This window comes from Actinomadura sp. (genome assembly GCF_044508335.1).
Classification (GTDB): Bacteria; Actinomycetota; Actinomycetes; order Streptosporangiales; family Streptosporangiaceae; genus Spirillospora.
On record NZ_JBIQHY010000008.1, the window covers coordinates 66774 to 92520 of the forward strand.

Here is a 25747-nt window from a genome sequence, read left to right on the forward strand (position 1 = left end):
TGAGCCAATGGAGAAGGCGAGAATAGGCGTCACGGGGCTGGCGGTGATGGGCCGGAACCTCGCCCGCAACCTCGCCCGGCACGGGCACCCCGTCGCCGTCCACAACCGCACCGCGGCCCGGACCAAGGCGCTGGTGGAGGAGTTCGGGGACGAGGGCACGTTCCTGCCGGCCGAGACGCCGGAGCAGTTCGTCGCGTCCCTGGAGCGCCCGCGGCGCCTGGTCATCATGGTGAAGGCGGGCGCCCCGACCGACGCCGTCATCGACGAGTTCGCCCCGCTGCTGGAGCCCGGCGACATGATCGTGGACGGCGGCAACGCCAACTTCCTCGACACCCGCCGCCGCGAGGCCGCCCTCCGCGAGCGCGGCCTGCACTTCGTCGGCACCGGCATCTCCGGCGGCGAGGAGGGGGCCCTGCACGGCCCGAGCATCATGCCCGGCGGCTCCGCGGAGTCCTACGCGGCCCTCGGCCCGCTCCTGGAGGACATCTCCGCCAAGGTCGACGGGACGCCCTGCTGCACCCACGTCGGCCCCGACGGCGCCGGCCACTTCGTGAAGATGGTGCACAACGGCATCGAGTACGCCGACATGCAGCTGATCGCCGAGTCCTACGACCTGCTCCGGCACGCCGCCGGCCTCGCGCCCGCCGAGATCGCCGAGGTCTTCCGCACCTGGAACACCGGCCGCCTCGGGTCCTACCTCATCGAGATCACCGCCGAGGTCCTCGCGCACACCGACGCCGCCACCGGCAAGCCGTTCGTGGACGTCGTCCTCGACCAGGCCGAGCAGAAGGGCACCGGCCGCTGGACCGTCCAGACCGCCCTCGACCTGGGCGTCCCCGTCGGCGGCATCGCCGAGGCCGTCTTCGCCCGCGCGGTCTCGGGCCACGCGGCCCTGCGCGAGGCGTCCCGGAACCTGCCGGGCCCGTCCCGCGGCGCCGCCGCCGACTCGTCCTTGCCCGACGCCGTCGAGAAGGCCCTCTACGCGTCCAAGATCGTCGCCTACGCGCAGGGCTTCCACGAGATCCAGGCGGGCAGCGCCGAGTACGGCTGGAACATCGACCTCGGCGCGATGGCGGCGATCTGGCGCGGCGGCTGCATCATCCGCGCCCGCTTCCTGGACCGCATCCGCGCCGCCTACGAGGCCGACCCGCAGACGCCGACCCTGCTCACCGACGCCCACTTCGCCGAGGCCGTCGGCGACGCCCAGGACGCCTGGCGCGAGGTCGTGGCCACCGCCGCCCGCCTGGGCATCCCGGCCCCCGGCTTCTCCACGGCCCTCGCCTACTACGACTCCCTGCGCGCCGACCGCCTGCCCGCCGCGCTGACCCAGGGCCAGCGCGACTACTTCGGCGCGCACACCTACCGCCGCGTGGACCGGGAAGGCTCGTTCCACACCCTCTGGGCCGGTGACCAGACCGAAGTGACCACGTGAGACCCACCCCCGCCCAACTCCACCGGGAGGGGTTCCGCCTCCACCTTCCCCTAGGGAGGACCCAAGGGAAGGCGACTGGAGGGCGGGGTGATCCGCAGGTGGCCCCTTGTGGCTAAGTGTGATCGAATGGCGACCGAGAGTCCTCGGGGTGTGTCAGGTTGAGGCGTCGCACTCCCGCGGCACAGGACCAGAAGGAGAGGTAGCATGCCCGTCATGTCGCCCAAGCCCCTCGAACAGGTCACCCTCGCCGACCTGGCCACCAAGGACGACCTCAAGGACTTCGTCACCAAGGACGACTTCGCCTCGTTCAGGCAGGAGGTCCGCCAGGAGTTCCGCGCCGTCCGCCAGGAGTTCAGCCAGGAGTTGGGCTCGGCGGTGAACCTGATCATGGGCGAGCTGGGCAAGATGGCCGCCCGCCAGGAGGAGATGGCCGGGACCCTGGCACGCCTGGTCGCCAGGTCCGAGGGCGTGACGCCGTAGCGGCCGCGCCGATGGGGACATGAAGCCGAAAGGGACATGAAGATGCCCCCGGGGGGCGCCCCCGGGGGCATCTTCATGTCCGGGGCCGCGCGCGGCGGCGCCGTGGCTCACGGCTCGTCCGGCTCCTCCTCCACCCCGGCGATCGGGTCGCCGCCCCGCGTCCCCGCGGCGGCGTCCGACTCATATCCCTCATCGGCGCTCCCGGTCCCCGGCACGACCCGCTCGTGAGCCTGCTCCTCCTGCCCCGAACTCGCCCCGGGTCCCCGGTCCGCCGGATCGTTCTTCGCCATCTGGCCGTCCCTTCCAGGTTCCTCTGGTCGTCCAGCCCTTTCTTGCCGGACGGGCGCCGCCTAACCCGGACGGCGGCGGCTCTAGGCTTTCCGGATGCGCATTCCGCGGGACGAGGAGATCCGGGCGCTGCACGAGCGGCAGGCGCCGGGGCGGGAGGCGTTCCAACTGGTCTGGACGCACTGCGTGATCGTGTGCCGGGTCGCCGAGCAGATCATGCGGCGGGCCGGGGCCGGGGTGGACGCGGACCTGGTGCGGGCCGGGTGCCTGCTGCACGACGTGGGGGTCTACCGGCTGTACGACGCGACCGGAAGGTTCGATCACGCGCGATATGTGCGGCATGGGGTGCTCGGGCACGAGCTCCTCGCGGCCGAGGGGTTCCCGGAGGCGCTCTGCCGGTTCTGTTCCTGCCATACCGGTATGGGGCTGACCCGGGACGACATCGTGCGGCAGGGGCTCCCCGTGCCTCCCGGCGACTACGTGGCCGAGACCCCCGAGGAGCGGCTGGTCATGTACGCGGACAAGTTCCACAGCAAGACCAATCCGCCCACGTTCGTGTCCGCCGACACGTATGCCCTCCATGTGCGGCGCTTCGGCGAGGACAAGGCCGCGGCCTTCGCCGAGATGCGCGAGGCGTTCGGTGAACCCGACCTCAAGCCTCTGGCGGCCGAGTACGGGCACCCCCTGGTGTGATCCGCTTCGGTGGCACGGGCGGTCGGGACGAGGGGGCAGGATGGAGGGGTGAGTCTTATCGATGAGCTTCCCTCCGGAAACGACGCCGACGCCGATTCGCTGTTCGAGGGGTTCGAGCGGTGGGTGTCGCAGCGCGGGATCACGTTGTACCCCGCGCAGGAGGAGGCGCTCATCGAGGTGGTGTCGGGCGCGAACGTGATCCTCTCGACGCCCACCGGGTCGGGGAAGAGCCTGGTGGCGGCCGGGGCGCTGTTCGCGGCGCTCGGCAGGGACCAGGTCGCGTTCTACACGGCGCCGATCAAGGCGCTGGTGTCGGAGAAGTTCTTCGACATGTGCGAGATGTTCGGGCGGGACAACGTCGGGATGATGACCGGCGACGCCAGCGTCAACTCGGACGCGCCGATCATCTGCTGCACCGCCGAGGTGCTCGCCAACATCGCGCTCCGGGACGGCGCCGAGGCCGACATCGGCGTCGTGGTGATGGACGAGTTCCACTTCTACGCCGAGCCCGAGCGGGGGTGGGCGTGGCAGATACCGCTGCTGGAGCTGCCGCAGGCGCAGTTCCTGCTGATGTCGGCGACGCTCGGGGACGTCTCGTTCTTCCAGAAGGACCTCACGCGGCGGACGGGGCGCCCGACGGCGCTGGTGACGTCGGCGGAGCGGCCCGTCCCGCTGATCTACGACTACCGGGTGACGCCGCTGCACGAGACGATCGAGGAGCTGCTGGCCGAGCAGAAGGCGCCGGTCTACCTGGTGCACTTCACGCAGGCGGCGGCGATCGAGCGCGCCCAGGCGCTGATGAGCATCAACGTGTGCACCAAGGCGGAGAAGGCCCGGATCGCGGAGCTGATCGGCAACTTCCGGTTCACGACGAAGTTCGGGCGCAACCTCTCCCGGTTCGTGCGGCACGGGATCGGCGTGCACCACGCGGGGATGCTGCCCAAGTACCGGCGGCTGGTGGAGCGGCTGGCGCAGGCCGGGCTGCTCAAGGTCATCTGCGGGACGGACACCCTGGGCGTGGGCGTCAACGTCCCGATCAGGACCGTCGTGTTCACCGCGCTGAGCAAGTACGACGGGCACCGGGTGCGGCGCCTCAGGGCGCGGGAGTTCCACCAGATCGCCGGGCGGGCCGGCCGCGCGGGGTTCGACACCGTCGGGTACGTGGTGGCGCAGGCGCCCGAGCACGTGGTGGAGAACGAGAAGGCGCTGGCCAAGGCCGGGGAAGACCCGAAGAAGCGGCGGAAGGTGCAGCGCAAGAAGCCGCCCGAGGGGTTCGTCGGGTGGGACGAGGAGGTCTTCAAGAAGCTGCAGGAGGCCGAGCCGGAGCTGCTGCGGTCCCGGTTCCAGGTCAGCCACGCGATGCTCCTGTCGGTGATCGCGAGGCCGGGCAACGCGTTCCAGGCGATGAAGCGGCTGCTGACCGACAACCACGAGGAGCCGGCGGCGCGGCGGCGCCACATCTCGCGGGCCATCGCGATCTACCGGTCGCTGCTCGCGGCCGGGGTCGTGGAGGTGCTGCCCGAGCCCGACGATCTGGGGCGCTACGCCAGGATCACCGTCGACCTGCAGGAGGACTTCGCGCTCAACCAGGCGCTGTCGACGTTCGCGCTCGCCGCGTTCGAGATCCTCGACCCGGCGTCGCCCTCGTACGCGCTGGACGTCCTGTCGGTGATCGAGGCGACGCTGGACGATCCGCGGCAGATCCTCGCCGCGCAGGTCAACAAGGCGCGGGGCGAGGCCGTCCAGGAGATGAAGGCCGAGGGCATCGAGTACGAGGAGCGCATGGAGCTGCTCCAGGACGTCGACCACCCGAAGCCGCTGGAGGACGAGCTCGACGCCGCGTACGAGATCTACCGGGCCGGGCACCCGTGGGTCGGCGACCATCCGCTGCGCCCCAAGTCGGTCGTGCGCGACATGTACGAGCGGGCGATGACGTTCACCGAGTACATCGGGTACTACGAGCTGGCGCGGGCCGAGGGGCTCGTCCTGCGGTACCTGTCGGGGGCGTACAAGGCGCTGCAGCAGACCGTCCCGGAGTCGATCAAGACCGACGACCTGATCGACCTGATCGAGTGGCTGGGCGAGCTGGTCCGCCAGGTCGACTCCAGCCTGCTGGACGAGTGGGAGCAGCTGGCGAACCCGGCCGACGAGGACCTGGACGAGCCCATCGAGGAGCGCGTCGCGAAGGTGACCGCGAACGCGCGGGCCTTCCGGGTGCTGGTCCGCAACGCGATGTTCCGGCGGGTGGAGCTGGCCGCGCTGGAGCGGTACGAGGAGCTGGGCGAGCTCGACCCCGACTTCGGCGCCGACGCGTGGGAGGACGCCATGGAGGCGTACTTCGCCGAGCACGGCGAGCTGCTCACCGGGGCCGACGCGCGCGGGCCGAAGCTGCTGCAGATCGAGGAGGTCCCGGAGGACGCGCTGTGGCGGGTCCGGCAGGTGTTCGACGACCCGGAGGGGCACCACGACTGGGGCATCAGCGCCGAGGTCGACCTCGCGGGCTCCGACCGGGAGGGCGAGGCCGTGATCCGGGTGACCGGCGTCGACCGGATGTAGGGGAGGCAGGCGATGGTGCAGGTCGCGGTGGCGCAGTTCGCGCCCGGCGTCGACAAGGACGAGAACCTCGCGGTGATCGGCGAGCTGGCCGGGGAGGCGGCCGGGCGCGGCGCGCAGGTCGTGGTGTTCCCCGAGTTCGCCATGTTCACCGCGCCGAAGATGGACGGCCGGTTCGTCGACTCGGCCGAGCCGCTGGACGGCCCGTTCGTCGGCGGCCTCGGCGATCTGGCCCGGCGGCACGGCGTGCACCTCGTCGCCGGGATGAACGAGCGGCTGGACGACCCGGGCCGTCCTCCGGCCCCCGCCCACCGGATCTCCAACACCCTCGTCGCCGTGAGCCCCGCGGGGAAGGTCGTCGCCGAGTACCGCAAGCTCCACCTGTACGACGCGTTCGGGTACCGGGAGTCGGACATCGTCCGGCCCGGCGAGATCGGCGACCCGGAGACGTTCGCCGTCGGCGGCGTCACGTTCGGCCTGCAGACCTGCTACGACGTCCGGTTCCCCGAGGTGACCCGGCGGATCGTGGACGCGGGCGCCGACGTCCTGGCGCTGCCCGCCGACTGGGTGCCGGGGCCGCTGAAGGAGGACCACTGGCGGACGCTGGTCCGCGCCCGCGCGATCGAGAACACGATCTACGTGGCGGCGGCCGGCCAGTGCGCCCCGGCGGGCGCCGGCAACAGCATGATCGTCGACCCGATGGGCGTGGTCGCGGCGGGGCTGGGGGAGGGGCCGGGCGTCGCTTACGGCGAGGTCTCGCCCGAGCGGATCGCCGCCGTCCGGGAGAAGAACCCGGCGCTGCGCCTGCGCCGGTTCACCGTCGCCCCGGCCGGCTGAGACGCACCGCGCGGACGGCGCCGCGCAGCCCGAAGCGGGGCGGTGCGCCTTGACGAATGAGTGAGCGCTCACTCAAACTGGGGTGAAGCGAAGCGCGTCACGGGAGGCGAGTGCGATGGCCGATCGGCTGTTCCGGTTCGGGGTGATGGCGGCATGGGCGCGGGACGGCGCGCACTGGGCGGCGCAGGCCCGCCGCGCCGAGGAGCTCGGCTACGCGACGCTGCTGACCCCGGACACGTCCGGCACGGCCATGCCGGCGGCGGCGCTCGCCGCCGCGGCCGGCGCGACGAGCACGCTGCGGGTCGGCACGTTCGTGCTCTCCGCGGCGACCCGGCCCGCGCACATGGTCGCCTGGGAGGCGGCCTCGATGGCCTTCGCGACCGGCGACCGCTTCGAGCTCGGCATCGGCGCCGGCCGGCCGGGCGGCGAGGACGACGCGGCGCTCTTCGGCGTCCCCTACGGCGCCCCCGCCGACCGGATCGCCCAGGTGGAACAGGCGATCGACGCGGTCGGGCGGCCGCCCGAGGGCCTGTTCGCCGGGACGGGCCGCCCGCCGCGGGTGCTCGTCGCCGGGTCCCGGCCGCGGATGCTGGAGCTGGCCGCGCGGCGCGCGGACACCGTCGCGTTCGGCGTCCCGCCGCTGACCGGGGACGCGGAGCTCGCCGGATACGTCGGCACCGTCCGGCGGGCGGCGGGGGAGCGGTTCGACGACCTGGAGCTGTGCACCCAGGTGCACGTCGTCGGCGACGAGGTGCCGGACTGGCTCCAGGGGCAGATGGGGGTCGATCCCGCCGCGATGGCGAAGTCCGGCGCGATCGCGATGCTGTCCGGCACGCCGCGCGAGATGGCCGACACGCTGGCCCGGCGTCGGGATGAGCTGGGCGTGTCGTACGTGTCGGTCTCCTCCCCCTTCATGGAGGAGTTCGCCCCCGTGGTGGAGCTCCTCGCGGGGCGGTGACCCGCGCACCGAGGTGACCGTGCTTCATCGTGTATCAAGGCGGCAACGGTAGCGGGCATTCTCCGTGTCCGGCCGGGTGCGCGGCGTGAGCATCGGAGGGTGCGCCTCTCCTCCAGCCTCCCGCCCGCCGGATTCACCCGCGCCGAGCCGAGCCCGCCCGGGCGGCGCCGTGCCGTCCTGCCCGCGCTGGCGCTCGTCCTCGGCGCCGGACTCGTCCTCGCGATCGGCTACGCGGCGAGCCCGGCGACCCCGGCGGTCCCGGCCCGGACCACCGGACCGGACGCCGCCACCCCGTCGCCCTCCGCGAAGCCGTCCGCGGCGCCGCCGCACCGGCCGGCGCCGGGGGTCACGAGGCCCGGAGCCGGGGCGTCCGCCGCGCATCAGACGACGCGGGCTCCCCGCCGCGGCCGCTCCGCTCCCGAGCACCGCCGCCCCGCCGCACCGCACAGGCCGCGTCCCCGCCCGCCCGCGAAGCACACGCACAAGCGCACGCCCGGGCATCCGACCGAGCACGAGGCGCACGAGACGCACGCCCGGCCCCCGTCCTGGATCGCGAGGGAGTGCCGGCGGCGCTTCCCGGACGACCCGCTCCGCAGGCGCGCCTGCGTCGCCGTCCTCACCGATCAGTTCGGGCGCTGATCAGGCGGCCTCGGAGGTGAGCAGCCGCTCGACGTGCGCGCGCAGCTCCGCGACGTCCGCGCCCGCCTCCTTCGCCAGCCGCACCGACAGGAAGTCCTCGTCGTGCAGGATGCCGAGCAGGATGTGCCCGCTGCCGATCTCCTTCTGCTTGAGCCGGATGGCGTGCCGCAGGCTCAGCTGCAGGGCCTTCTTGGCCTTCGGCGTGAAGGGGATGTGCCCCCTGCGGTACCGGTCCAGCTTCCCCGCGGGGACGTCGAGGGCGCCCTCGCCGAAGCTCTCCTCGGTGGCCTCCCGGACGGCGTCGAGGTCGATGCCGATGCTCTTCAGCGCCTCCGGGTCGAGGACCTCGCCGCCCGTCCCGTTGACGCGGGCGATACGGGCGCGCAGGTCGTCCGCGGCCAGCCCGTGCTCGCGGAGGGCGCGGCCCATGGGGTCGTCGCCCCGCACCATGGCGAGCAGGACGTGCTCGGTGCCGATGTGGTGGTCGCGCAGGGCCCGCGCCTCTCCCTGGGCGCCGACGACGGCCTCGCGGGCGGGCCCGGTGAAACGCTCGAACATCCTCACTGCTCCTTCTTGAGAAGGCGGCGCCCGCCGCCGTGCTTCTTGTGGACGGCCTGCCGGCTCACGCCGAGGCAGACCGCGATCTCCTGCCAGGACCAGCCCTGGTCGCGGGCGCTGGCGACCTGCAGCGCCTCCAGCCGCTCGGCCAGCTCGCGCAGCGCCCGCACGGCCCGCAGGCCGACCGCCGGATCCCGGCTGCTCGCCTCCCGGGCGAGCGTCACTCCGTCGCTCATGGTGTCAATGTAGGTTGACAGACCCGGGCCTGTCAACCAACGTTGACATCTCCGGGGTTCAGCGGACGGTCAGCAGCGTGGTGAGGAGGTCGTCCAGGCTGACCAGGCCCGCGAGCCGGCCGTCCGGGCCGATGGCCAGGCCCAGATGGCTGTGGTGGGACTTCAGGATCGCGACGGCCTCGCCCACCGGCGTGGAGACCGGCATCGCCGGAACCGGATGCGCCAGCTCCCCGGCCGGCGTCGCGGCGCCCCGCGCGCGGGCCAGGTAGGCGTCGCGGACGTGCACCATGCGGGCCGCCCCCGCGCCGCCCGGGCCGCGCACCATGATCCGCGTGTGGCCGGTGCCGGCGGCCGTGTCGACGACCTCCTGCGGGGACGCCTCCGGCGGCACCGACACGATGTCGGACACCGGGACGACCAGCCCGGCCAGCGGGGCGCGCGGCGCGTCCAGCGCGGTGGTCAGCAGCGTCAGCTCGCTCTCCTCGATCAGCCCGAGCCGCCGCGACTCCTGCGCGATGCTGCGCAGCTGCTCGGGCGTGCGGGCGACCTCCCGCGAGTCGGCCGGCCGCACGCCGGCGGCGCGCAGCAGCAGGTTCGTCGTGCCGTTCAGGACGGCCAGCACCGGGCGGGCGGCGGTCGTGAACGCGCGGAACGGCAGCCCGAGCACCGCCGCCGAGCGCTCCGGGTCGGCGATGGCCCACGACTTCGGCGCCATCTCGCCGACGACCATGTGCAGGAACGTCACCAGCGCCAGCGCCAGCACGAACGCGACCGCGTGCGCGGCGGCCCCGGGCAGCCCGGCGGAGTGGAACAGCGGGGCGAGCGCCCCCGCGAACACCGGCTCGGACACCAGGCCGAGGCCGAGCGAGCACATCGTGATGCCGAGCTGCGCGCCCGCGAGCGTCAGCGACAGCTCGTCGATCCCGGCGACGGCGGCGGCCGCGGCCCGCCCGCCGCGCGCCGCCGCGCGCTCCAGCCGCGGCCGCCGCGCCGCCACCAGCGCGAACTCGGTGGCGACGAAGAACCCGTTGCCCGCCAGCAGCGCCAGCGTGACGAGCGCGCCGAGCCCCGGGTTCACCGGTCCTCCCCGGCGGTCTCGACGGTGCGGATGCGGATCAGCTCCGGCACGTGCCGGTGGACGGTCAGGACCTCGACCACCGCCGTGCGGGGCGGCTCGTCCAGCCGGGTCGGCGGGAGGTCCACGCGGACCACGTCGCCGGGCCGCGCCACCCGGCCGAGCTCCTTCAGCAGCAGCCCCGCCACGGTCTCGTAGTCGCCGTCGGGGAGCGCGATGCCGGTCTCGTGCGCGACCTCGTCCATCCGCAGCCCGGCGTCGGTCGTCCACCACTCGCCGGCGCGGATCGCGAGGTCCTCGCCGAGCTCGTTCTCGTCGGCGATCTCCCCGACCAGCTCCTCGGCGACGTCCTCCCAGGTCACGATGCCGGCGAAGCCGCCGTACTCGTCCACCACGCACGCCATCGGCTCGGCCGCGCCCTGCAGCCGCAGCACCACCTCCGGCAGCGGCAGCGAGGACGGCAGCAGCAGCGGCGGACGGGCGATGTCGCCGACCGCGGTGCGCGCGGCGTCCTGCGGGCCGAGCGTGATCAGCTCCTCCAGCCCGACGACGCCGACGACGTCGTCGACGCCGTCGCCGAGCACGGGGTAGCGGGTGTGCCCGCTCGCGGAGACCACGTCGCTCAGCTCGGCGGCGCGCGCCGACGCCGGCACCGTCACCACGTCCACCCGCGGCACCATCACCTCCTCGGCGTCGCGCTCGGAGAACACCAGGGCGCGCTCCAGCAGGTCCACCTGCCCCTCGGGCAGCTGCCCGCCGGACTCGCCGATGATGTGCCCGAGCTCCTCCAGCGTCGCGCCGTGGTGCAGCTCCTCCACCGGCTCGATCCCGGCCGCGCGCACCAGCCGGTTCGCGGACGCGTCGAACAGCCTGATCAGCGGCCCCGCCACCGCCAGGTAGGCGAGGGTGGACGCGGCGAGCGCGCGGGCCATCGGCTCCGCCCTGGCCAGCGCCAGGTTCTTGGGGAAGAGCTCGCCCAGCGCCATCTGGATCACGGTGGCGATGGCGAACCCGGCCGCGACCGCCACGCCGCCCGCCGCCGCGTCCGGGACCCCGGCCGCGCGCAGCACGGGGTCCAGCAGGTCGGCCAGCGCCGGCTTGGCGATGAACCCGACGACCAGAGCGGTGACGGTGATGCCGAGCTGCGCGCCGGACAGCATGAAGGAGAGCCGGCCCATCACCCGCAGCGCCCGGGCCGCCGCCCGGTCGCCCTCGGCGGCCCGCTGGTCCAGCGCCGGGCGGTCCGCGGTGACGAACGCGAACTCCTGCGCCACGAAGTAGCCGGTCGCGGCCGTCAGCACCAGCACGGCAAGCAGCCCGAGCGCGCCGTTCACCCGGCCTCCCTCCGCACGCGACCGCCCGCAGGCGCCGCCGGGGGCGCCTCCGGTCAAGATCCTCCTACCCCGGCGGGGCCGGTGTCTCTCGCGATTCCGGGACGGTTATCGACCGCTCTGCGTGGAATGAACACCTGCACGGCCATGACGCCGGGAGTACGGGAGTCGCCATGAACGTCGAGAACCGTCCCCGTCCGGTGTTCGATCCCGCCATCGGCGGCGACGACCGCGCGCTGCTCGCCGCGGCGCCGGAGCGGCTGGTCGCGGCGTGCCTGCCCCCGCCCCCGCCGCCGCGGCTGCGCGCCGCCACTGTGCTGGCGCGGCTGGTGTGGATCCCGGCGTTCGCCGTCTTCTACGGCGTGCTGCCGGGCGGCTGGCTGCGGATGTGCTTCCTCGCCTCGCTGGACGACGACGAGCTGCTGGGCGGCGCGGTGCGCTGGGGCCGGCTGCCCGTCCTCGCGATGATGCTCACCCCGGCGCTGCAGATCATCCTGCTGCTGTCCGGCCAGGTCCGGGCCGTCGCCGTCCTCGCGGCGGTGAGCTTCGCCGGCTGGGTGATCGGCGCGCTGCGGCACGTGCGGGAGCCGGCCGCCGCCCGCGCCGCGCGCGAGCACCACGGCCGCTACCTGCTGCCCGCCGACTTCGACGGGCCGGCGGCGCGGCTGCTCGTCCGCGCCCAGCGCGCCATCGACGACGTCCTGCGGTCGCAGGCGCACGGCGCCGGGCTGCTGGACGACGTCAACAACGCGGTCGTCCTGCCGTGCCAGGAGTGGGCCGTCGCGGGCGCCCTCGCCGAGCACACCCGGCTGCGCCGCGAGCGCCTCGCCCAGCAGCCCGAGCGGCTGTCCCCGCGGGTCCGGGCGCTGCTGGAGCCGCAGGACCGCGCCCTGGAGCTGTCGGTCCGCTCGGTGACCGGGCGGATCGAGGCGCTGGAGGCGTACGCCCGCCGCGCCCGCGAGGCCGACGACGCCTACCACGAGGCGAAGGTGCTGCAGGGCCTGCCGGAGCAGAACGCCCGCTACCGGGACCTGCTGGCGAGCACCGTCGGGGACGAGATGGCGGGCGCGGAGATCCGCGGCCTGGCCGAGGACGCCCGCCGGGCCGAGACGGCCCTGCGGGAGCGGGTGACGAGGGCGCTGCGGGCGGGCCACGACCTCGCCGTGCCCGCCGACGCGCCGGGGGTCAGTCCTCGGCGAGCACGATGACGCGGTCGTCGGCCGACAGCGTGAGCGGCGCCGCCTTGTCCGGGTTGAGCACCACGCCGTAGCCGGGCGGCTCGTGGAACCGCGCGGTCAGCCGGTAGCCGAGCGCGATCTCGCCGCGCCGCCGCGCCGACTCGATCAGCGTCGCGAAGTTGGCCTCCGCGCCCGGCACCAGGTAGTCGCCCGCGGGTTTGAGGTAGATCTCCGAGCCTGCCGGGTCGAGCAGGTCCACGAACACGTCGTACAGGTGCCGGTTCTCGCTCAGCTGGGTCATCATCAGGCTGATCAGCTTCTCGCTGACCACGAAGTCGTCGGCCTTGGTGACCTGTGCGATCTCCCGGTTGGCGTCGTCGTTGATCTCGCTGACGATGGCGAACGGGTATCCGGGGGCGTGGGCCGCCCCCTCTGCGGAGCGCCGGCCCTCCTGGAGGGCGTTCCCCATGTCGCGCAGGTGCAGCAGCGTGACGAGGGTGCGGGCGTCGGCGTGGCCGGGGTCGTAGCAGGCGTCCGACAGCACGATGACCTTCTGGTAGGAGCCGACGCCGAGGGCCTCCAGGGCCGGCCGCTCGGTCGGCTCCGCGCGGACGAAGTCGATCTTGAGGTTGGCGACCGCGGCGAGGTCTCCGGTCGGGTCCTCGCGCGGCGCGGCCACCATGATCTCGGACCCGGGGGCGAGGAACTCGTCCAGCAGCTCGATGATCTTCGGGGCCCGGTGGTTCCAGCCGAGCATCAGGGTGCGCTCGGGCACCGGCTCCCGCGCCGTGGCGGTGCTGATCGCCTCCTCCCGGACGGGCGGGGCCGGCCCGTCGGCGAGCCGGATGAGCAGGTCGTCCTCGGCCAGCACGATGATCTCGTCGTCGGCGCGGATCACCGTGTCCATCGGCGGGTTGAGCAGCACGGTGCCGTCGGCGCGCCGCAGGCCGGACGGGACGCCGAGCTCGTAGGCGGCCGGCGACTCGCCGAACGGCATGCCCGCGAGGGCGGGCTCGGGCCGCATGTAGAACTCGTGGCCGGCGAAGTCCAGCAGCTCGGTGCAGACCTGCGACAGGCCGGACTGGCGGTGCGACTGCACGATCAGCCGGATCGTGACGTCGTCGGCGTCGATGATGTGCGCGAGGTCGCCGCCGGCGAGCCGCGCGGCGGGCAGGTTCGCGGGGTCGTGCACGGCGGCGACGACGTGCGGCCGGCGCCGCCCCCAGGTCCGGGCGCCGAGCGACAGCAGCACCTTGATGACGCGGGTGTCGGCGTCCTCCAGCTCCGGCGTGACGATGAGGATGGACCGCGCGGTGCCGGGGCTGACGAGGTCGAGGTCGGCGACCTTCAGCGGGTCGCCGGTGCGGCACACGATCCGGGTGCGGCCGAGGTCTCCGACCCGGGCGCGGATCGCCTCCTCCATCTCCACCTTGTCGCGGTTCGCGAGGATCGCCACGCACGACCGGCGCTTGCCCTGGTTGGCCTCGACCAGCTCGGCGACGACGGTGAAGACCTGCTCCGACCAGCCGAGCAGGACGGTGTGGCCCTGCTCGACGATCCGCGACCGGCCCTTGCGCAGTTCGCCGATCTTGGCCTCCAGGCCGGTGGTGAGCACGCCGATCAGCGAGCTGACGATGAAGATCCCGCCGATGGTGGACAGCAGCATCAGCGCCAGGAACGGCCCGGTGCCGGTGTCGTCGCCCATCGTCCCGGGGTCCAGGGTGCGCAGCAGGCTGCGCCACACCATGCCGGGCCAGTGCCCGTTCTCGTCGCTGTCGCGGGGCGCGATGACGACCGCCGCGGTCGCCACCACCAGCACCAGCGCCGCGGAGGCGAGGCCGAGCCAGCCGATGAGCGCGGGCGTCCCTTTGGACATCGTCCGGTCGAACCAGTACCTGACCCGTTCCCACCGCCGCGCAGGTACCAACCGGTCCGCCCCCTCAGCCGCTGCCTCGTGTCCGCCTATTGCGATGTCTTACATCATTCCGGGCATTATCTCCTAATGGCGATTTGCCCGGTGCGCACGTATGGTACGCACGTAAGAGGCCGAGGTGTGAGAATTCCACCCCGGCCCCTCGCGTCGTGCCGGAACGCCGCCGGCCGCGGATCCGCTAGTGCGCGGCCTCGTACTGCTCGATCACATTGGCGGGGATACGGCCCCGCTCATTGACCTTGATGCCCTGCTTCTTGGCCCACTCGCGAATCTCGGCGGAGCGCTCGCGGCTGCCCGCGGTGCGCGACCCGCGCCCGGCGCGGCCGGTGGTCTTGCGCGCCTTGCGGGCATTCGCCACGAACGGCTCCAGGCTGTTGCGCAGCTTGGCGGCGTTCTTCTTGCTCAGGTCGATCTCATAAGACGTGCCATCGAGGGAAAAGCTGACGGTCTCGTCAGCCTCTCCGCCGTCGATGTCGTCCACGAGTAGGACTTCCACCTTCTGTGCCATGCGGGGACTCCCTCTAGCTTACGTCCGGCTTGGCGTCCGGATGTGCCTCGATGAATGCAGCATAGACCTCATCCGATATCTTGCCACGTTCGGAGACTTCGATGTCCTGACGCAATGCCCACTCGCGGACATCGCCGTTCGTGTAGCCCTTGATCTTCGCTGCGCGGGACTTGCGGCCCTTCCCGGCGGGCTTCACCTCCGCGGCGTTCTCGATGAAGGGCGCGAGCGCCTCCAGCACCCCGTTCAGCCGCTTGTAGTTGTCATCGCTCAGGTCGATCGTGAACGTCCGACCCAAGACTTCGAAGTCTCGCTTTACGACATCGTCCCCTTCGGAGCCGTCGATGTCGTCCACGCGAATGACCTTCTCGGCCATGTGCTCTGTGTCTTCCTTCCCCTCGCCTACGCGGCGACCCCGACCGTAGCGGATTCCGGGCCCGGACGAGGAAGGACGCGACCGGGTCAGCCGCTGTGGCGGCGGATCCAGGTCTGCAGGAGGAGCATCATCTCCAGCCGGATCTCCGGGTCCTCGATGTCGGACTCGAACATGGCGTGCAGTTGCGCCAGCCGGTAGCGGACGGTCTGCGGGTGCACGCACAGGGCCTCGGCGGCGCCGGTGGCGTTGAATCCGTGCTTCATGCACTCCAGCAGCGTCACGGCGAGCCGCAGGCCCTGCCGCGGCCCGGCCTCCTCCAGCGGGGCGAGCCGCCGGGCCGCCACGATCGCGGCGAGCGTCCCGCCCTCGCGCAGCAGCAGGTCCGGCAGGTGCTCCTCGGCCCGGACGAGGACCCCGCCGCGCCGCGCCCCCCGGCGGACCGGCGCGGCGGGCGCGAGGTCGAGCGCGCGGCGCGCCCACAGCAGCGACGTCCCGGCCTGCTCCACCGGGACCGACGGGCCGATCGCGCCGGTCCAGCCGGCGAGCGTGGCGGTCAGCTCGTCGATCCGGCCGGGGCCGTCCGGGTCGGGCATGACCAGGCAGGGGCGGCCGCGGTCCAGCCCCGTCAGCAGGGACGGCGGCAGCCCGGCCGGGCCCTCGCCGCCGCTGCCCGGCCGCGGCCGCAGCACGATCGCCGCGAGCCGCCGCGGCAGCGGCCAGCCGGCCCGGGCGGACTGCTCGCGGACGACCTCGGGCGGCGCCGGCGGGTCCGACAGCAGCAGGGCCAGCAGCCGGCCGCGGCGCTGCTCGCGCTCCCCGGCCGCCTTCTCCCTGGCCCGCGCGTAGCCGTGCGCCGCCGCGGACGCCAGCGCGTCCAGGTAGGCGAAGTTCGCCTCCGCGAGCAGGCTGATCAGCGCGTGCGGGCGGCCGAGCCGCTCGGCCTCGACCGCGAGGTGCCGCCAGGCGATCCGCGAGCCGACCCGCATCGCGTTCTGCAGGTGCTCCAGGCTGCGGCCCTCGACGGCCTCGCCGTAGCCGACGTCGAAGAAGACCTGGTGCACCTCCTTCCAGGAGGCGTCGGGGTCGGCGATCATCTGCACGAAGTGCTCCATCGCGTGCGCGACCGCGGCCTCGGCCACCCGCCAGTACGCCGCGTCGCCGGGCCGGTCGTACTCGGGGACGTGCCGCAGCACGCCCTCGACCATCACGCCGAGCAGCTCCGGGAGGCGGGGGCGCATCCAGCGCGCCTCCTCGGCCGGGACGTCGCGCCACGGCTCCTCCGAGAGGCCCTCCAGGACCGGTGAGCCGGAGGACGTGTCCTCGTACGCCGCGGTCACGGTGCCACCTCCCGATCGCGTTGCGCGGACGCCGTTCCGGGCGCCCGGGTCGTATCAACTTAGGCACGCGGCGTGATCTGCGACACTAAGCGGCCTTCACCGCGCGGATCCGCGTTTGTCAGCGCACTGACAAGCGCACCGGGGGGTGCGGGCGGGCGCACCGGAACGGGCGCACCGGGCGCCGGGCTCAGGCGCCGCGCCGCGGCGGCGGAACGGCCCCGGTCGGCGGGCGCGATCCGCGGGCGGTCCGGCGGGAACGGTCCAGCGGGTACGCGGAGCCGCCGGACCGGTCGCGGGCGCCTGGCCGCATTCTGCCAATTATTTGTGGGCAACCTCACAGGATTTGAGGTATCCGTCCTGATTTGAACTAGATTTTGAAAATATATCTTGTGCGACCGGTGCGGTAAAACGCTCGTGATGGTACGCCGAAACGCGCTCCTATCTCCCGGCATTGCGGACCGGTGACGTGCGCGGTCGGCCCTCCCGGCCGCCGGGGCGCCCCGTGCAAGTGGACGCTGACATGCGGTTTCCAGGGCCGGACGGCCTCGTGCGCGGCGGGCCCGGGGGGCGCCGCGTTGCCGGACTGGGCAGCCCGGCACCGCCCGGACTGCCCAGGGGTGCAGTTCAGCGATGCGCATTTCTGTAGCAAGATGACGGCCGTCCGCTCGGCTAATCCGCCCTTCCGAGAAGGGCCTCCGGGTCGTTTTCGGTAGGTGGGGCCGAGGAGCCCGGGGCCGGTAATTGGAGGGAGCGCGCATGACCGCGTCCGTTATCGAGCGATTCCGCGAGCTGGTGGTCGACGAGTCGGATCCCTTCTACTTCGACCACCCGCTCGACCACGTGCCGGGCATGCTGCTGTTCAGCGGCCTGCTGGAGCTCGCCGTCCGCGCCGACGGCCTGCGGGCGGGCGGGCGGCGCCCGGGGCGGGTGGTGGCCGGCCTCGACTTCACCCGGTTCTGCGAGCTCGACCGGGGCACGACGCTGTCCTGCCGCCCCGTCCCCGGCCCGAACCGCGCCTGGGCGGTCTCCGCGCGGCAGGCCGGCCGGGAGGTGTGCGGCGGCTCCATCGCTTTCACCGACACCGACCCGGCGGCGCCGGGCGGCGCGCCCGCGGCCGCGGTTCCCGCGCGGCGGGCTCCGGCCCGGCTCGTGCACCGCAACCGCCCGGAGAACATCCTGGTCGGCGAGCCGGTGCGGCGCGGCCGGGCGGTGGTCGAGGCCGCGGTGCTGCAGCCGGAGGGCGAGCGCTCCCCGTTCCGCGGGCCCGTGGAGATCGTGGAGGCGGGCCGGCAGTTCGCGACGATGCTGGAGCACGAGGAGCACGGCCGCCCGCTGGACGCGGCGCTGCTGTGGGTGATGCTGCGGATCGACATCCCGTACCAGGTGCGCCGCGACGTGCCGCTCCTGCTGCGCTGGCCCGTCGCCCGCCTGTCCGGGCGCCGGTCCCACTGCGCGGCGAAGCTGGCGGACGCCTCCACCGGAGCCGATCTCGGGTCGCTCACCTACGAGGCGTACGCGGTGGACCCGGAGCAGTACGCGCGCACCCGGGCGCGGTGATCCGCATGAGGTTCGCGATGGTCGCGCCGCGCCTGCTGCTCGTGCCGGGCGCGGGAGTTCTGGCCTTCGGGATCGCCCTGCACGCCGGCCGGGACGGCACGGCGGCGCCGGCCGCGGCGGGGATGCTCGCGGCCTATCTGGGCTGGCTGCTGCTGGAGGTCCCGGTGGCCTTCCGGCGCTCGGCCGCCCCGCCCGCCGACGCCCGGACGCTGCTCCCGTACGCGGCCGCCCGCCTGCTGCTGGTCGCCGGCGCGTCCCTGCGCCCCCCGCCCTGGGACCGCTGGACGCCGTGGCTGCTCGCCCCCGCGGCCGTGTTCGCGGCGGGCGTGGCGCTGCGGCAGGCCGCGATCCGCGCGCTCGGCCGGTTCTACTCGCACCACGTCGTGCGGCAGGAGGGCCACCGGGTGGTCGCGGACGGACCGTACGGGGCCGTCCGGCATCCGGCGTACGCGGGGATGCTGCTCGCCAACCTCGGCTTCACGGCGTTCTTCCCCGGCCCGGTGACCGGGGCGGCGATGGTCCTGCTGACCTGCGCCGTGGTGCGGCGCATCCGGGTGGAGGAGCGGGCGCTCGACGACGTTCCGGGCTATGCGCAGTACGCCGCCGGGAGGCCGCGCGTGCTGCCGGGAGTGTGGTGACGATGAGCGAGATCGGGCACAAGTTCGCGCGGTTGGAGGCGCTGCGCGCGGCGGGCTTCCCCGTCCCGGGGTTCTTCTGCCTGCCCGCGGGCGAGTTCGACCGGGCGCTCCGCGCGCTGCGGCTCCCGCCGCCCGGCGCGGCGCCGGTGGAGGAGTGGTGCGCCTCGGCGGCGTCGGCGCTGGCCAAGGCCGTCCCGGACGGGGACCTCGCCGCCGGGCTGCTGGAGGCGTTCGACGCGCGCATCGGCGCGGGCGGCACGGCGGCCGTGCGCGCCTGCGTCGTGCCGGGCCCGGACGGCGCGGGAGAGGACTCCGCCGACGACCCGTTCGCCGGGCTGAGCGACAGCTTCCTGTACGTCCGGCGGGACGGGCTGCTGGAGGCGGTGGCGCGCTGCTGGGCGTCGGCGTTCAAGGCGGAGGCCGTCCGCTACCGGATGCACCGGGGCGTCGATCCGGCGGCCGCCAGGGTCGCGGTGGCCGTCCAGCGGATGGTCCCGGGGACCCGCTCGTTCGTCGCGTTCACCCGCGACCCCCGGGACGGGACGCGCCACCACATCATCGCCGCCGCGTACGGGACCGGCGAGGGCGTCGTCCAGGAGAAGGCCGACATCGACCACTACTTCGTGGACCCGGTGACGGGCACCGTCCGTACCGAGGTCGCGGTGAAGCGGCGCATGGTCGGACCTCCCGCCGACGGCGAGACCGACCCGAGAGTGGCCGAGGTGCCCGAGGAGCTGAGGACGGCCCCCGTGCTGACCGACGAGGAGGCGCAGCAGGTCGCCGGGCTCGCCGCCCGCGTGGAGGACCACTTCGGCCGCCCGCAGGACATCGAGGGGACGTTCACCCCCGACGGAGCCCTCCACCTCGTCCAGGCGCGGCCGCTCGCGGCGAGCGCGCGGGACGACGGCCCCCGCGTCCACTGGGGCAACCACAACATCACCGAGAGCTTCCCGGGCGTGTCGGGCGCGCTCACCTACTCCCAGGCCCGCATGTTCTACGAGCTGGCCTTCGGCGACCTGTACCGGCGGATGGGCGTGCCCGCGCGGCGGCTCCGCGCGAACGCGCACCGGCTGGCGCGCATGGTCGGGCACCTCGACGGCCGCGTCTACTACCGGCTGGACGACTGGCAGGAGCTGCACGGCCAGCTGCCCGTGTTCGACCTCATCCGCGGCGGGTGGGAGGAGAACATGGGCATCACCGGCGAGGCCCGCGCGGCGCGGCGCCGGTCCCGGCTCCGGGCCGCCGCCTCCCTGCCCGCCGTCGTCTGCCGCGCGGCCGGGCACCGGCGGGCGACCAAGCGGTTCCTGCGCTGGTGGGACGGCGTGATGGCGGAGGTCCACGACCCCGCGGCCCGGCCGCTCGCCGAGCGCCCGGCGGACGAGCTGATCGCCCTGTACCGGCGGGTGTGGGCGGAGGCGTCGACGCGCTGGGGCGTCACGCTCGCGAACAGCGTCTACGGCCTGCTCGTCATGCGCGCCGGTACCGCGCTGCTGCGCCGCTGGGCGGACGCCGGGCCCGAACTGCTCGTCGGCCTGCTGTGCGGGGGCCGGGAGAACCGGTCGCTCGCCGCCGCGCGCGCGGCCATCGGCCTCGCCGAGCGCGCCGCGGAGGACCCGGACCTGAAGGCCGCGCTGCTCGCCGCCGACCCGGCGGACGAGCGGAGCCTGCGCGCCGTGTGGGAGGGCGTCGAGGCCGGCCGGCACGGCTCCCGCGTGGCCGCCGAGGCGCGCGCCTACCTGCGCCGCTACGGCGACCGCGCCGTGCACGACCTCAAGCTCGACGCGCCCACGCCCCGGCAGCGGCCCTGGATGCTCGCCGGGACGCTCGCGACGTTCGTCCGGCAGGGCGCCACCGCCGCCGGCAACCGCGCCGACGAGGCGCGGGCGGCGGACGAGGCCCGGCGGCGGCTGCGCGCGGCGTGCCGCGGCCCGGCCCGCCGCGCCGTGCTGAACGCGATGCTGGCCGTGACGCGCTGGCTGGTCCGCACGCGGGAGGACACCCGGTTCTGCCGCACCCAGCTGTTCGGGCTGTCCCGGACGGTCCTGTGGCGCCTCGGCGAGGACCTCGCCGCGGCGGGCGCGCTCGACGACCCGATGGACGTCCTCGACCTCACCGTCGAGGAGGTGATCGGCGCGTTCGACGGCACCCTGCCCGGCTCCGGCCCGTGCGGCCTGCGCGGCCTCGCGGCGGTGCGGCGCGCCGAGCGCGACCGCCACCGGGACGCGCCGCCCCCGCCCGCGCTGCTGTCGCTCCCCGCCGGCCGCCCGGTCGCCGCGGCCCTCGCCTGCGCCCGCCCGGCCGGCGACCGCCGGCTCCTGGACGGCGGCCCCGCCGGCCCGGCCGGCGACCTGCTGCGCGGGCTCGGGTCGAGCGGCGGGACGGTCCGGGGCCGCGCCAAGGTCGTCCTCGACCCCGGCATCCCGCCCGCCGACTGCGCCGGCCGGATCCTGGTCGCCCGGGAGACCGACCCCGGCTGGCTCTCCCTCATGATCGCCGCGTCCGGCCTGGTCGTCGAGCGCGGCACCCTGCTGTCGCACACCGCCGTCACGGGACGGCTGCTCGGCGTGCCGGCCGCGGTCGCGGTCGGCGGCGCCGTCGCCCGCATCCCGGACGGAGCATGGATCGAGCTGGACGGGCGCGCCGGCACGGTCCGGGTCCTGACCGGACAGGGGGGCGACGACCGCGCCCGATGACGCGCCGCGCCGGCGGCCACCGGCGCGGCCCGCACACACCCCGCAGCACCAGAGGAGTCAGCACGTGGACGAAGGAGTGTTCGGCAGGGCCGCCCAGGAGAGGGCGATCGCCGAGGTCGAGGTGGAGATCGCGCGGCTGTGCGAGCTGCTCGCCGAGGGGCTCGCCATGGGCCTGGACGAGGGCCGGGAGATGGTCGGCGGCGCCATGTCGGAGTTCCTGCTGGAGTTCTTCGACCTCGTCCGCGCCAAGGGGTCGCGTCCCGGCATGCGCGGAATGATCACGCTGCCGATGATGGTGCACGGCGCGGAGACCGGCGAGCCGGGGCCCGCGGCGCCGATCGCCGTGGTCCACCTGCTCTGGTGGGCGTCCGCGCGGTACCTCGACGACCTGACCGACGCGCCCGGGGCGCCCGGCGCCGACGCCGGCCCGAAGGTGCTCACCGCGCTCGCCGTCGGCAGCCACCTGCCCGCCCGGCTGCTGGCCGGCCTGCCGGTGCCCGCCGCGACCCGCGCCGCGCTCGGCGAGGAGCTGTCGCGCGGCTGGCTGGACGCCGTGGACGGCCAGCTCCGCGACCTCACCTGCCGCGCGGCGGCGGCCACGCCGCAGTCGGTGCTGCACAGCTACGCGGGCAAGACCGGCGCCCCGTACGCGATGGCGGCCGCCGCGGCGGCGTGCCTGGCGGGAGCGGACCGCGACCGGGTCGCCCGGTGGCGGGCGTTCGGGCGGTCGCTCGGCGTGCTGCGCCAGCTCGTCAACGACCAGCGCGACCTCGCGTCCGGCCGGCACGAGGACCTCGCCAACGGCACCGCGACCTACCTGCTCGTCCAGCTGCTGTCCGCGCTGCCCGCCGGGCGGCGCCGGGAGGCGCTCGCGCTGCACGCCGCCGCCCGGCACTCGGCGGCCGCGCGCGCCGAGCTGACCGCGTGGATGCTCGACGACGAGGTGATCGACGCCTACGCCGCCTCCGTCGCGCCGCTGATCGAGCGGGCGCACGGCCTCATCGACGAACTCGGCGGTGAGCCGGGCTGCGTCCGGGAACTGCACGGGCTGGTCGACGAGACCGTCGGCCACATGCCCAGGTTCCGTCTGGCCGTGGCCTAGGGAGAGGACGCGATGACCGCTCCCGGCGGACTCTCCGACATCCTCATCTCCAACGGCCCCCGGGTCGCCGCCGCGATCGGCGAGGCCCTGCACGGCCATCCCGCCTACCTGCCGATCCGGCGCGCCGCCGGCCCCATGTTCGGGAACCGCGGCGAGAACTGCACCCGGCTGATCGCCCTCGTCCTCACCGGCGAGCCGCTGCCCGACGAGGACCTCGGGCGCTTCCGCGACCTCGGCGTCCTCGCGGCGCGGCAGGCGATCCCGCTGCCGGTGCTCACCGAGGTGTGGGACCTCGCGCTCGCCGCCGCCGCCCGCACCTGCTGGGCGATCGCGCCCGCCGGCTGCTTCGCCGAGCTGGCCGAGCTGACCGCGCACGCGGCGCGTCTCGCCATCGGCGCGCGGGAGGCGTGCATCCAGGGCTACGCGGAGGCGCCCCGCGAGGGGGGCAGGTCGCGGCCGCTGCGCCGGCTGCTCGCCGAGACCCTGATCGACGGCGCCCCGGCCGGCGTCATCGCCGAGGCGGCCGGCGTCCGCCTCGCGCCCGCCTACCTCGTCCTGCTCTGCGAGGCGCCCGCGGCGGCGTCCTGCTGGGAGCGGGCGAGCGAGCGCCTGGACGCCTGGGACGGCGTCCTCTACTCCGGCGACCTGTCCGGCCTCATCGTGCTGTTCCCGGCCGCCGACCCGCTGTGCGCCGAGGCGCTGGCCGCCGAGTTCACCGCCTCCCTCCCCGGCCCGGTGCACGCCGCGGCGGCGTACCGGCGCGGCCTCGCCGGCATCCCCGACGCGCTGGAGGAGGCGTCCCGCGTGCTGACCGTCGCCAAGGCCATCCCCGACGCCGAGGACCGCCCCTACCGGGCGGACGAGCTGCTGGTCGAACTGGCGATCCTGGAGCAGCCCGCGATCCGCGGCCGGCTCGCCGCCGTGCTGAAGCCGCTCGACGCCGGCACCGACCTGCGGCGGACGCTGGAGGTGCTGCTCGCCTGCAACCTCGACCGCGAGCGCGCCGCCCGCGAGCTGTGGATCCACCGCCGCACCCTGCACTACCGGCTGGACCGCATCCGCGACCTGTCCGGCGTCGACCCCAGCTCGGCGCGCGGCATCCAGCTGTTCCGCGCCGCTCTCACCTCGGCGCGGCTGGCGAGCGGCCGCGCCCCGTGCGCGGACCGCGGCCGCCGCGCCGAGGAGACGTCGCTGCCCCCGCCGCTGAGCGCCTGAAGGAGACCGATGGACTTCCCCCTGCCGCACCGCCCGGGCGTCCCGCTGGACGCGGGCCACCTGCGGCTCCTCCGCGAGCGGCCGCTCGTCCCGGCCGCGGTGGCCGGCCGCGGCGCGCTGCTCGTCACCCGGCACGCCGACGTCCGCACCGTGCTGGCCGACGGCCGGTTCAGCCGGGAGGCGTGGCACGGCGGCACCCTCTTCGCCCGGACCCCGGCGTCCCTCGCCCTCGTCACCAGCGACCCGCCGGTGCACACCCGGCGCCGCAGGGCCGTCCAGGCGCGGTTCACCGCCCGCCGCGCGGAGGCGGACCGCCCCCGCATGGCGGCGCTCGCCGGCCGCCTCCTGGACGGGATGGCGGCGGACGGCCCGCCCGCCGACCTGCTCGCCCGGTTCGCGACGCCGTTCCCGTACGCGGTCATCTGCGACATGCTCGGCGTCCCCGCCGGCGACCTGGGCCTGCTGCTGCCGTGGGTGAGCGCGATGATGTCGGCGGGGCACTACCCCGACACCGAGGTGAAGGCCGCGCACGAGGGCATGCACGGCTACTTCGCCGAGCTGGTCGCGGCCCGCCGGACGCTGCCCGGCGACGATCTCCTCACCGAGCTCGTGCACGGCTCGGACCTGTCCGACGAGGAGATCGTCGTCTTCGGGTCCGGGCTCCTGATGGCGGGCGGCGAGACCACGTCCACCTTCCTCGGATCGTGCGTCCTCGACCTGGTCACGCGTCCGGGGCTCGCGGCCCGGCTGCGCGACGCGCCCGCGCTGGTCCCGTCCGCGGTCGAGGAGTATCTGCGCTGGGTGTGGTTCGCCGGCACCGGCGGGCAGCCGCACGTGCTGCTCGCCGACGCCGAGCTCGCCGGAACGCCCCTCGGGCGGGGGGACGTCGTCGTCCCGCTCACCGACGCCGCCAACCGCGACCCGGCGGCCTTCCCCGCCGCCGACGAGTTCGACCCGGCCCGATCCCCGAACCCGCATCTCGGCTTCGGCCACGGGCGCCACATGTGCCTGGGCGCCCACCACGCCCGCGCCCAGCTCCAGATAGCGCTGACCGCCCTCCTGCGGCGCTTCGACGACCTCGCCCTCGCCGTGGACCCCGCTCGCCTCGCCTGGCGGGAGGGCATGTTCATGCGCGGCGTCTGGCAGCTCCCGCTCACCTGGTCCGAGGGGCGCCCGCGATGAGCGTGGGCCGGACGTCCGGGACGAGCGCGGGCGACGTGCGCGGCGGGCTGAGGGAATGGGCGGCCCGGATCGGGCGGTTCGTCCGCGGGAGCCATCCGCCGCTGCCGTCCGCGGTGTTCGCGGCGGCGTGGGCGTACGGGGTGACCGGGCTGTTCGCCGCGGTCGACCCCGCGGGCTCCGGGTGGCGGCCCGGCGGCGGGACGGCGGTCGCGGCGGCGACGCTGTTCCTCGACCTGCTGCTCATGCGGGCGCTCGACGACATCCGCGACCTGGACTACGACCGGCGGTTCAACCCCGGGCGCCCGCTGGCGTCCGGCGCGGTGCACGTCCGCGACCTGGCCGTGCTGTACGGCGCGGGGGCCGCGGCGATCGCGGCGCTGAACGCGCCGTGGCCGTGGCGGGCCGGGATCCTGCTCGTCCAGCTTCTCTACGCGGCGGCGGCCGTCGGCGTCCACCGGCGCTGGGGGCGGCCTCCGGCCGACCGGCTGTTCACCGGCCTGCTGGTGAGCCTGCCCGCGCCCGTCCTGCTGCACCTCTACCTCTACGCGGGCTACCTGGACGCCTGCGGGCACGGCCCGGACGGGTACGGGCTCGCCGCCGTCGCCGTCGCGGTGTCGGCCGCGGGGCACGTGGAGCTGGCCGGGAAGATCACCCGCGCGCCGCGGCCCGGCGAGCGGACCTACGTGACGACGCTCGGCCTCGCCGGAACGGCGGCGGCCGCCCTCGCGGTGCCGGTGCTCTCGGCGGGTCTGCTCGCCGTCTTCGCCCCGCCCGGCCGGTGGGCGGCAGCGGCGTTCGCCCCGCTCGCCGTCCCCGCGCTCGCCGCGTGGAGGTTCGCGCGGGGGCTGCCCCGGTGGCCGCGCCCCGCGGCCGCCGCCTACCCGCTGGCGGCCTACGCGAGCTGGCTCGTGCTCGGACTCGCCCGATGACAGGAGGCCCGATGACAGGAGG

General features: G+C 74.8%; 24 protein-coding genes. 15 read left to right on the top strand and 9 right to left on the bottom strand.

Translation table 11 applies throughout. The features are described from left to right. Positions 1–7 precede the first annotated feature (7 nt). Both gndA and ACIWVC_RS05310 read left to right on the top strand, forming a co-directional pair. Positions 8–1432 carry an NADP-dependent phosphogluconate dehydrogenase gene (gndA, locus tag ACIWVC_RS05305; RefSeq protein WP_396445794.1) on the top strand — a complete coding sequence of 475 codons (1425 nt, stop codon included), beginning with the start codon at positions 8–10 and terminating at the stop codon, positions 1430–1432. A gap of 213 nt (positions 1433–1645) precedes the next feature. After that, entirely contained in the window at positions 1646–1912 is a 267-nt protein-coding gene (locus ACIWVC_RS05310; RefSeq protein WP_396445795.1) for a hypothetical protein, read from the top strand. Between the two features lie 107 nt (positions 1913–2019). On the opposite strand, the gene ACIWVC_RS05315 is transcribed toward ACIWVC_RS05310, so the two are convergent. Next, on the bottom strand, positions 2020–2202 hold the full coding sequence (locus tag ACIWVC_RS05315) for a hypothetical protein (protein ID WP_396445796.1): 183 nt from the start codon (positions 2200–2202) through the stop codon (positions 2020–2022). 94 nt (positions 2203–2296) lie between these two features. On the opposite strand from ACIWVC_RS05315, the gene ACIWVC_RS05320 reads away from it, so the two are divergent. The 5 genes from ACIWVC_RS05320 to ACIWVC_RS05340 all read left to right on the top strand — a co-directional run bounded on the left by ACIWVC_RS05320 (position 2297) and on the right by ACIWVC_RS05340 (position 7880). Next, positions 2297–2893 carry an HD domain-containing protein gene (locus ACIWVC_RS05320; RefSeq protein ID WP_396445797.1) on the top strand — a complete coding sequence of 199 codons (597 nt, stop codon included), beginning with the start codon at positions 2297–2299 and terminating at the stop codon, positions 2891–2893. A gap of 48 nt (positions 2894–2941) precedes the next feature. Beyond that, positions 2942–5449, top strand: coding sequence for a DEAD/DEAH box helicase (locus ACIWVC_RS05325; RefSeq protein WP_396445798.1), 2508 nt, complete (start codon positions 2942–2944; stop codon positions 5447–5449). Positions 5450–5461: 12 nt separating this feature from the next. Then, positions 5462–6283, top strand: coding sequence for a carbon-nitrogen hydrolase family protein (locus tag ACIWVC_RS05330; protein ID WP_396445799.1), 822 nt, complete (start codon positions 5462–5464; stop codon positions 6281–6283). A gap of 115 nt (positions 6284–6398) precedes the next feature. After that, a complete protein-coding gene (locus ACIWVC_RS05335) occupies positions 6399–7241 on the top strand; it encodes an LLM class flavin-dependent oxidoreductase (RefSeq protein WP_396445800.1) in 843 nt (280 codons plus the stop codon). Between the two features lie 99 nt (positions 7242–7340). Continuing rightward, complete coding sequence (locus ACIWVC_RS05340; RefSeq protein ID WP_396445801.1) at positions 7341–7880, top strand: hypothetical protein; 540 nt, start codon at positions 7341–7343, stop codon at positions 7878–7880. Here ACIWVC_RS05340 and ACIWVC_RS05345 read toward each other — a convergent pair whose 3' ends face one another. Genes ACIWVC_RS05345 through ACIWVC_RS05360 form a run of 4 tightly spaced genes read right to left on the bottom strand, consistent with a single transcriptional unit; the run spans position 7881 to position 11083 of the window. Continuing rightward, the gene (locus ACIWVC_RS05345; protein ID WP_396445803.1) at positions 7881–8438 is read right to left on the bottom strand and encodes a Clp protease N-terminal domain-containing protein; all 558 of its coding nucleotides are present in this window, start codon (positions 8436–8438) and stop codon (positions 7881–7883) included. Positions 8439–8440: 2 nt separating this feature from the next. Then, entirely contained in the window at positions 8441–8674 is a 234-nt protein-coding gene (locus ACIWVC_RS05350) for a helix-turn-helix domain-containing protein (protein WP_396445804.1), read from the bottom strand. 58 nt (positions 8675–8732) lie between these two features. Then, positions 8733–9752: a hemolysin family protein gene (locus ACIWVC_RS05355; protein ID WP_396445805.1), complete on the bottom strand. Its 1020-nt coding sequence runs from the start codon at positions 9750–9752 to the stop codon at positions 8733–8735. Further along, a complete protein-coding gene (locus ACIWVC_RS05360) occupies positions 9749–11083 on the bottom strand; it encodes a hemolysin family protein (RefSeq protein ID WP_396445806.1) in 1335 nt (444 codons plus the stop codon). Before ACIWVC_RS05360 ends, ACIWVC_RS05355 begins: the two co-directional genes overlap by 4 nt. Before the next feature lie 170 nt (positions 11084–11253). Here ACIWVC_RS05360 and ACIWVC_RS05365 point away from each other — a divergent pair, with 170 nt between their 5' ends. Continuing rightward, complete coding sequence (locus ACIWVC_RS05365; protein WP_396445807.1) at positions 11254–12288, top strand: hypothetical protein; 1035 nt, start codon at positions 11254–11256, stop codon at positions 12286–12288. On the opposite strand, the gene ACIWVC_RS05370 is transcribed toward ACIWVC_RS05365, so the two are convergent. From ACIWVC_RS05370 to ACIWVC_RS05385, 4 genes are all read right to left on the bottom strand, one after another. Beyond that, positions 12266–14134 carry a potassium transporter TrkA gene (locus tag ACIWVC_RS05370; RefSeq protein ID WP_396445808.1) on the bottom strand — a complete coding sequence of 623 codons (1869 nt, stop codon included), beginning with the start codon at positions 14132–14134 and terminating at the stop codon, positions 12266–12268. The genes ACIWVC_RS05365 and ACIWVC_RS05370 overlap by 23 nt on opposite strands. A gap of 235 nt (positions 14135–14369) precedes the next feature. Further along, positions 14370–14699, bottom strand: a complete 330-nt coding sequence (locus tag ACIWVC_RS05375) for an Lsr2 family protein (RefSeq protein ID WP_396445810.1) — start codon at positions 14697–14699, stop codon at positions 14370–14372. A 13-nt stretch (positions 14700–14712) separates the two neighbouring features. Beyond that, positions 14713–15072, bottom strand: a complete 360-nt coding sequence (locus tag ACIWVC_RS05380; RefSeq protein WP_396445811.1) for an Lsr2 family protein — start codon at positions 15070–15072, stop codon at positions 14713–14715. An 86-nt stretch (positions 15073–15158) separates the two neighbouring features. Further along, complete coding sequence (locus ACIWVC_RS05385; protein ID WP_396445812.1) at positions 15159–16409, bottom strand: PucR family transcriptional regulator; 1251 nt, start codon at positions 16407–16409, stop codon at positions 15159–15161. Positions 16410–17165: 756 nt separating this feature from the next. On the opposite strand from ACIWVC_RS05385, the gene ACIWVC_RS05390 reads away from it, so the two are divergent. From ACIWVC_RS05390 to ACIWVC_RS05420, 7 genes are all read left to right on the top strand, one after another. Continuing rightward, on the top strand, positions 17166–17966 hold the full coding sequence (locus ACIWVC_RS05390) for an AfsA-related hotdog domain-containing protein (RefSeq protein WP_396445813.1): 801 nt from the start codon (positions 17166–17168) through the stop codon (positions 17964–17966). A 5-nt stretch (positions 17967–17971) separates the two neighbouring features. Then, complete coding sequence (locus ACIWVC_RS05395; protein WP_396445814.1) at positions 17972–18604, top strand: methyltransferase family protein; 633 nt, start codon at positions 17972–17974, stop codon at positions 18602–18604. 2 nt (positions 18605–18606) lie between these two features. Further along, positions 18607–21297, top strand: a complete 2691-nt coding sequence (locus ACIWVC_RS05400) for a PEP/pyruvate-binding domain-containing protein (protein WP_396445815.1) — start codon at positions 18607–18609, stop codon at positions 21295–21297. 64 nt (positions 21298–21361) lie between these two features. Further along, complete coding sequence (locus ACIWVC_RS05405) at positions 21362–22399, top strand: polyprenyl synthetase family protein (protein ID WP_396445816.1); 1038 nt, start codon at positions 21362–21364, stop codon at positions 22397–22399. Positions 22400–22411: 12 nt separating this feature from the next. Then, entirely contained in the window at positions 22412–23614 is a 1203-nt protein-coding gene (locus ACIWVC_RS05410; RefSeq protein ID WP_396445817.1) for a PucR family transcriptional regulator, read from the top strand. Positions 23615–23623: 9 nt separating this feature from the next. Beyond that, complete coding sequence (locus ACIWVC_RS05415; protein WP_396445818.1) at positions 23624–24796, top strand: cytochrome P450; 1173 nt, start codon at positions 23624–23626, stop codon at positions 24794–24796. Further along, a complete protein-coding gene (locus ACIWVC_RS05420; protein ID WP_396445819.1) occupies positions 24793–25725 on the top strand; it encodes a hypothetical protein in 933 nt (310 codons plus the stop codon). Before ACIWVC_RS05415 ends, ACIWVC_RS05420 begins: the two co-directional genes overlap by 4 nt. The last annotated feature ends 22 nt before the right edge of the window (positions 25726–25747 follow it).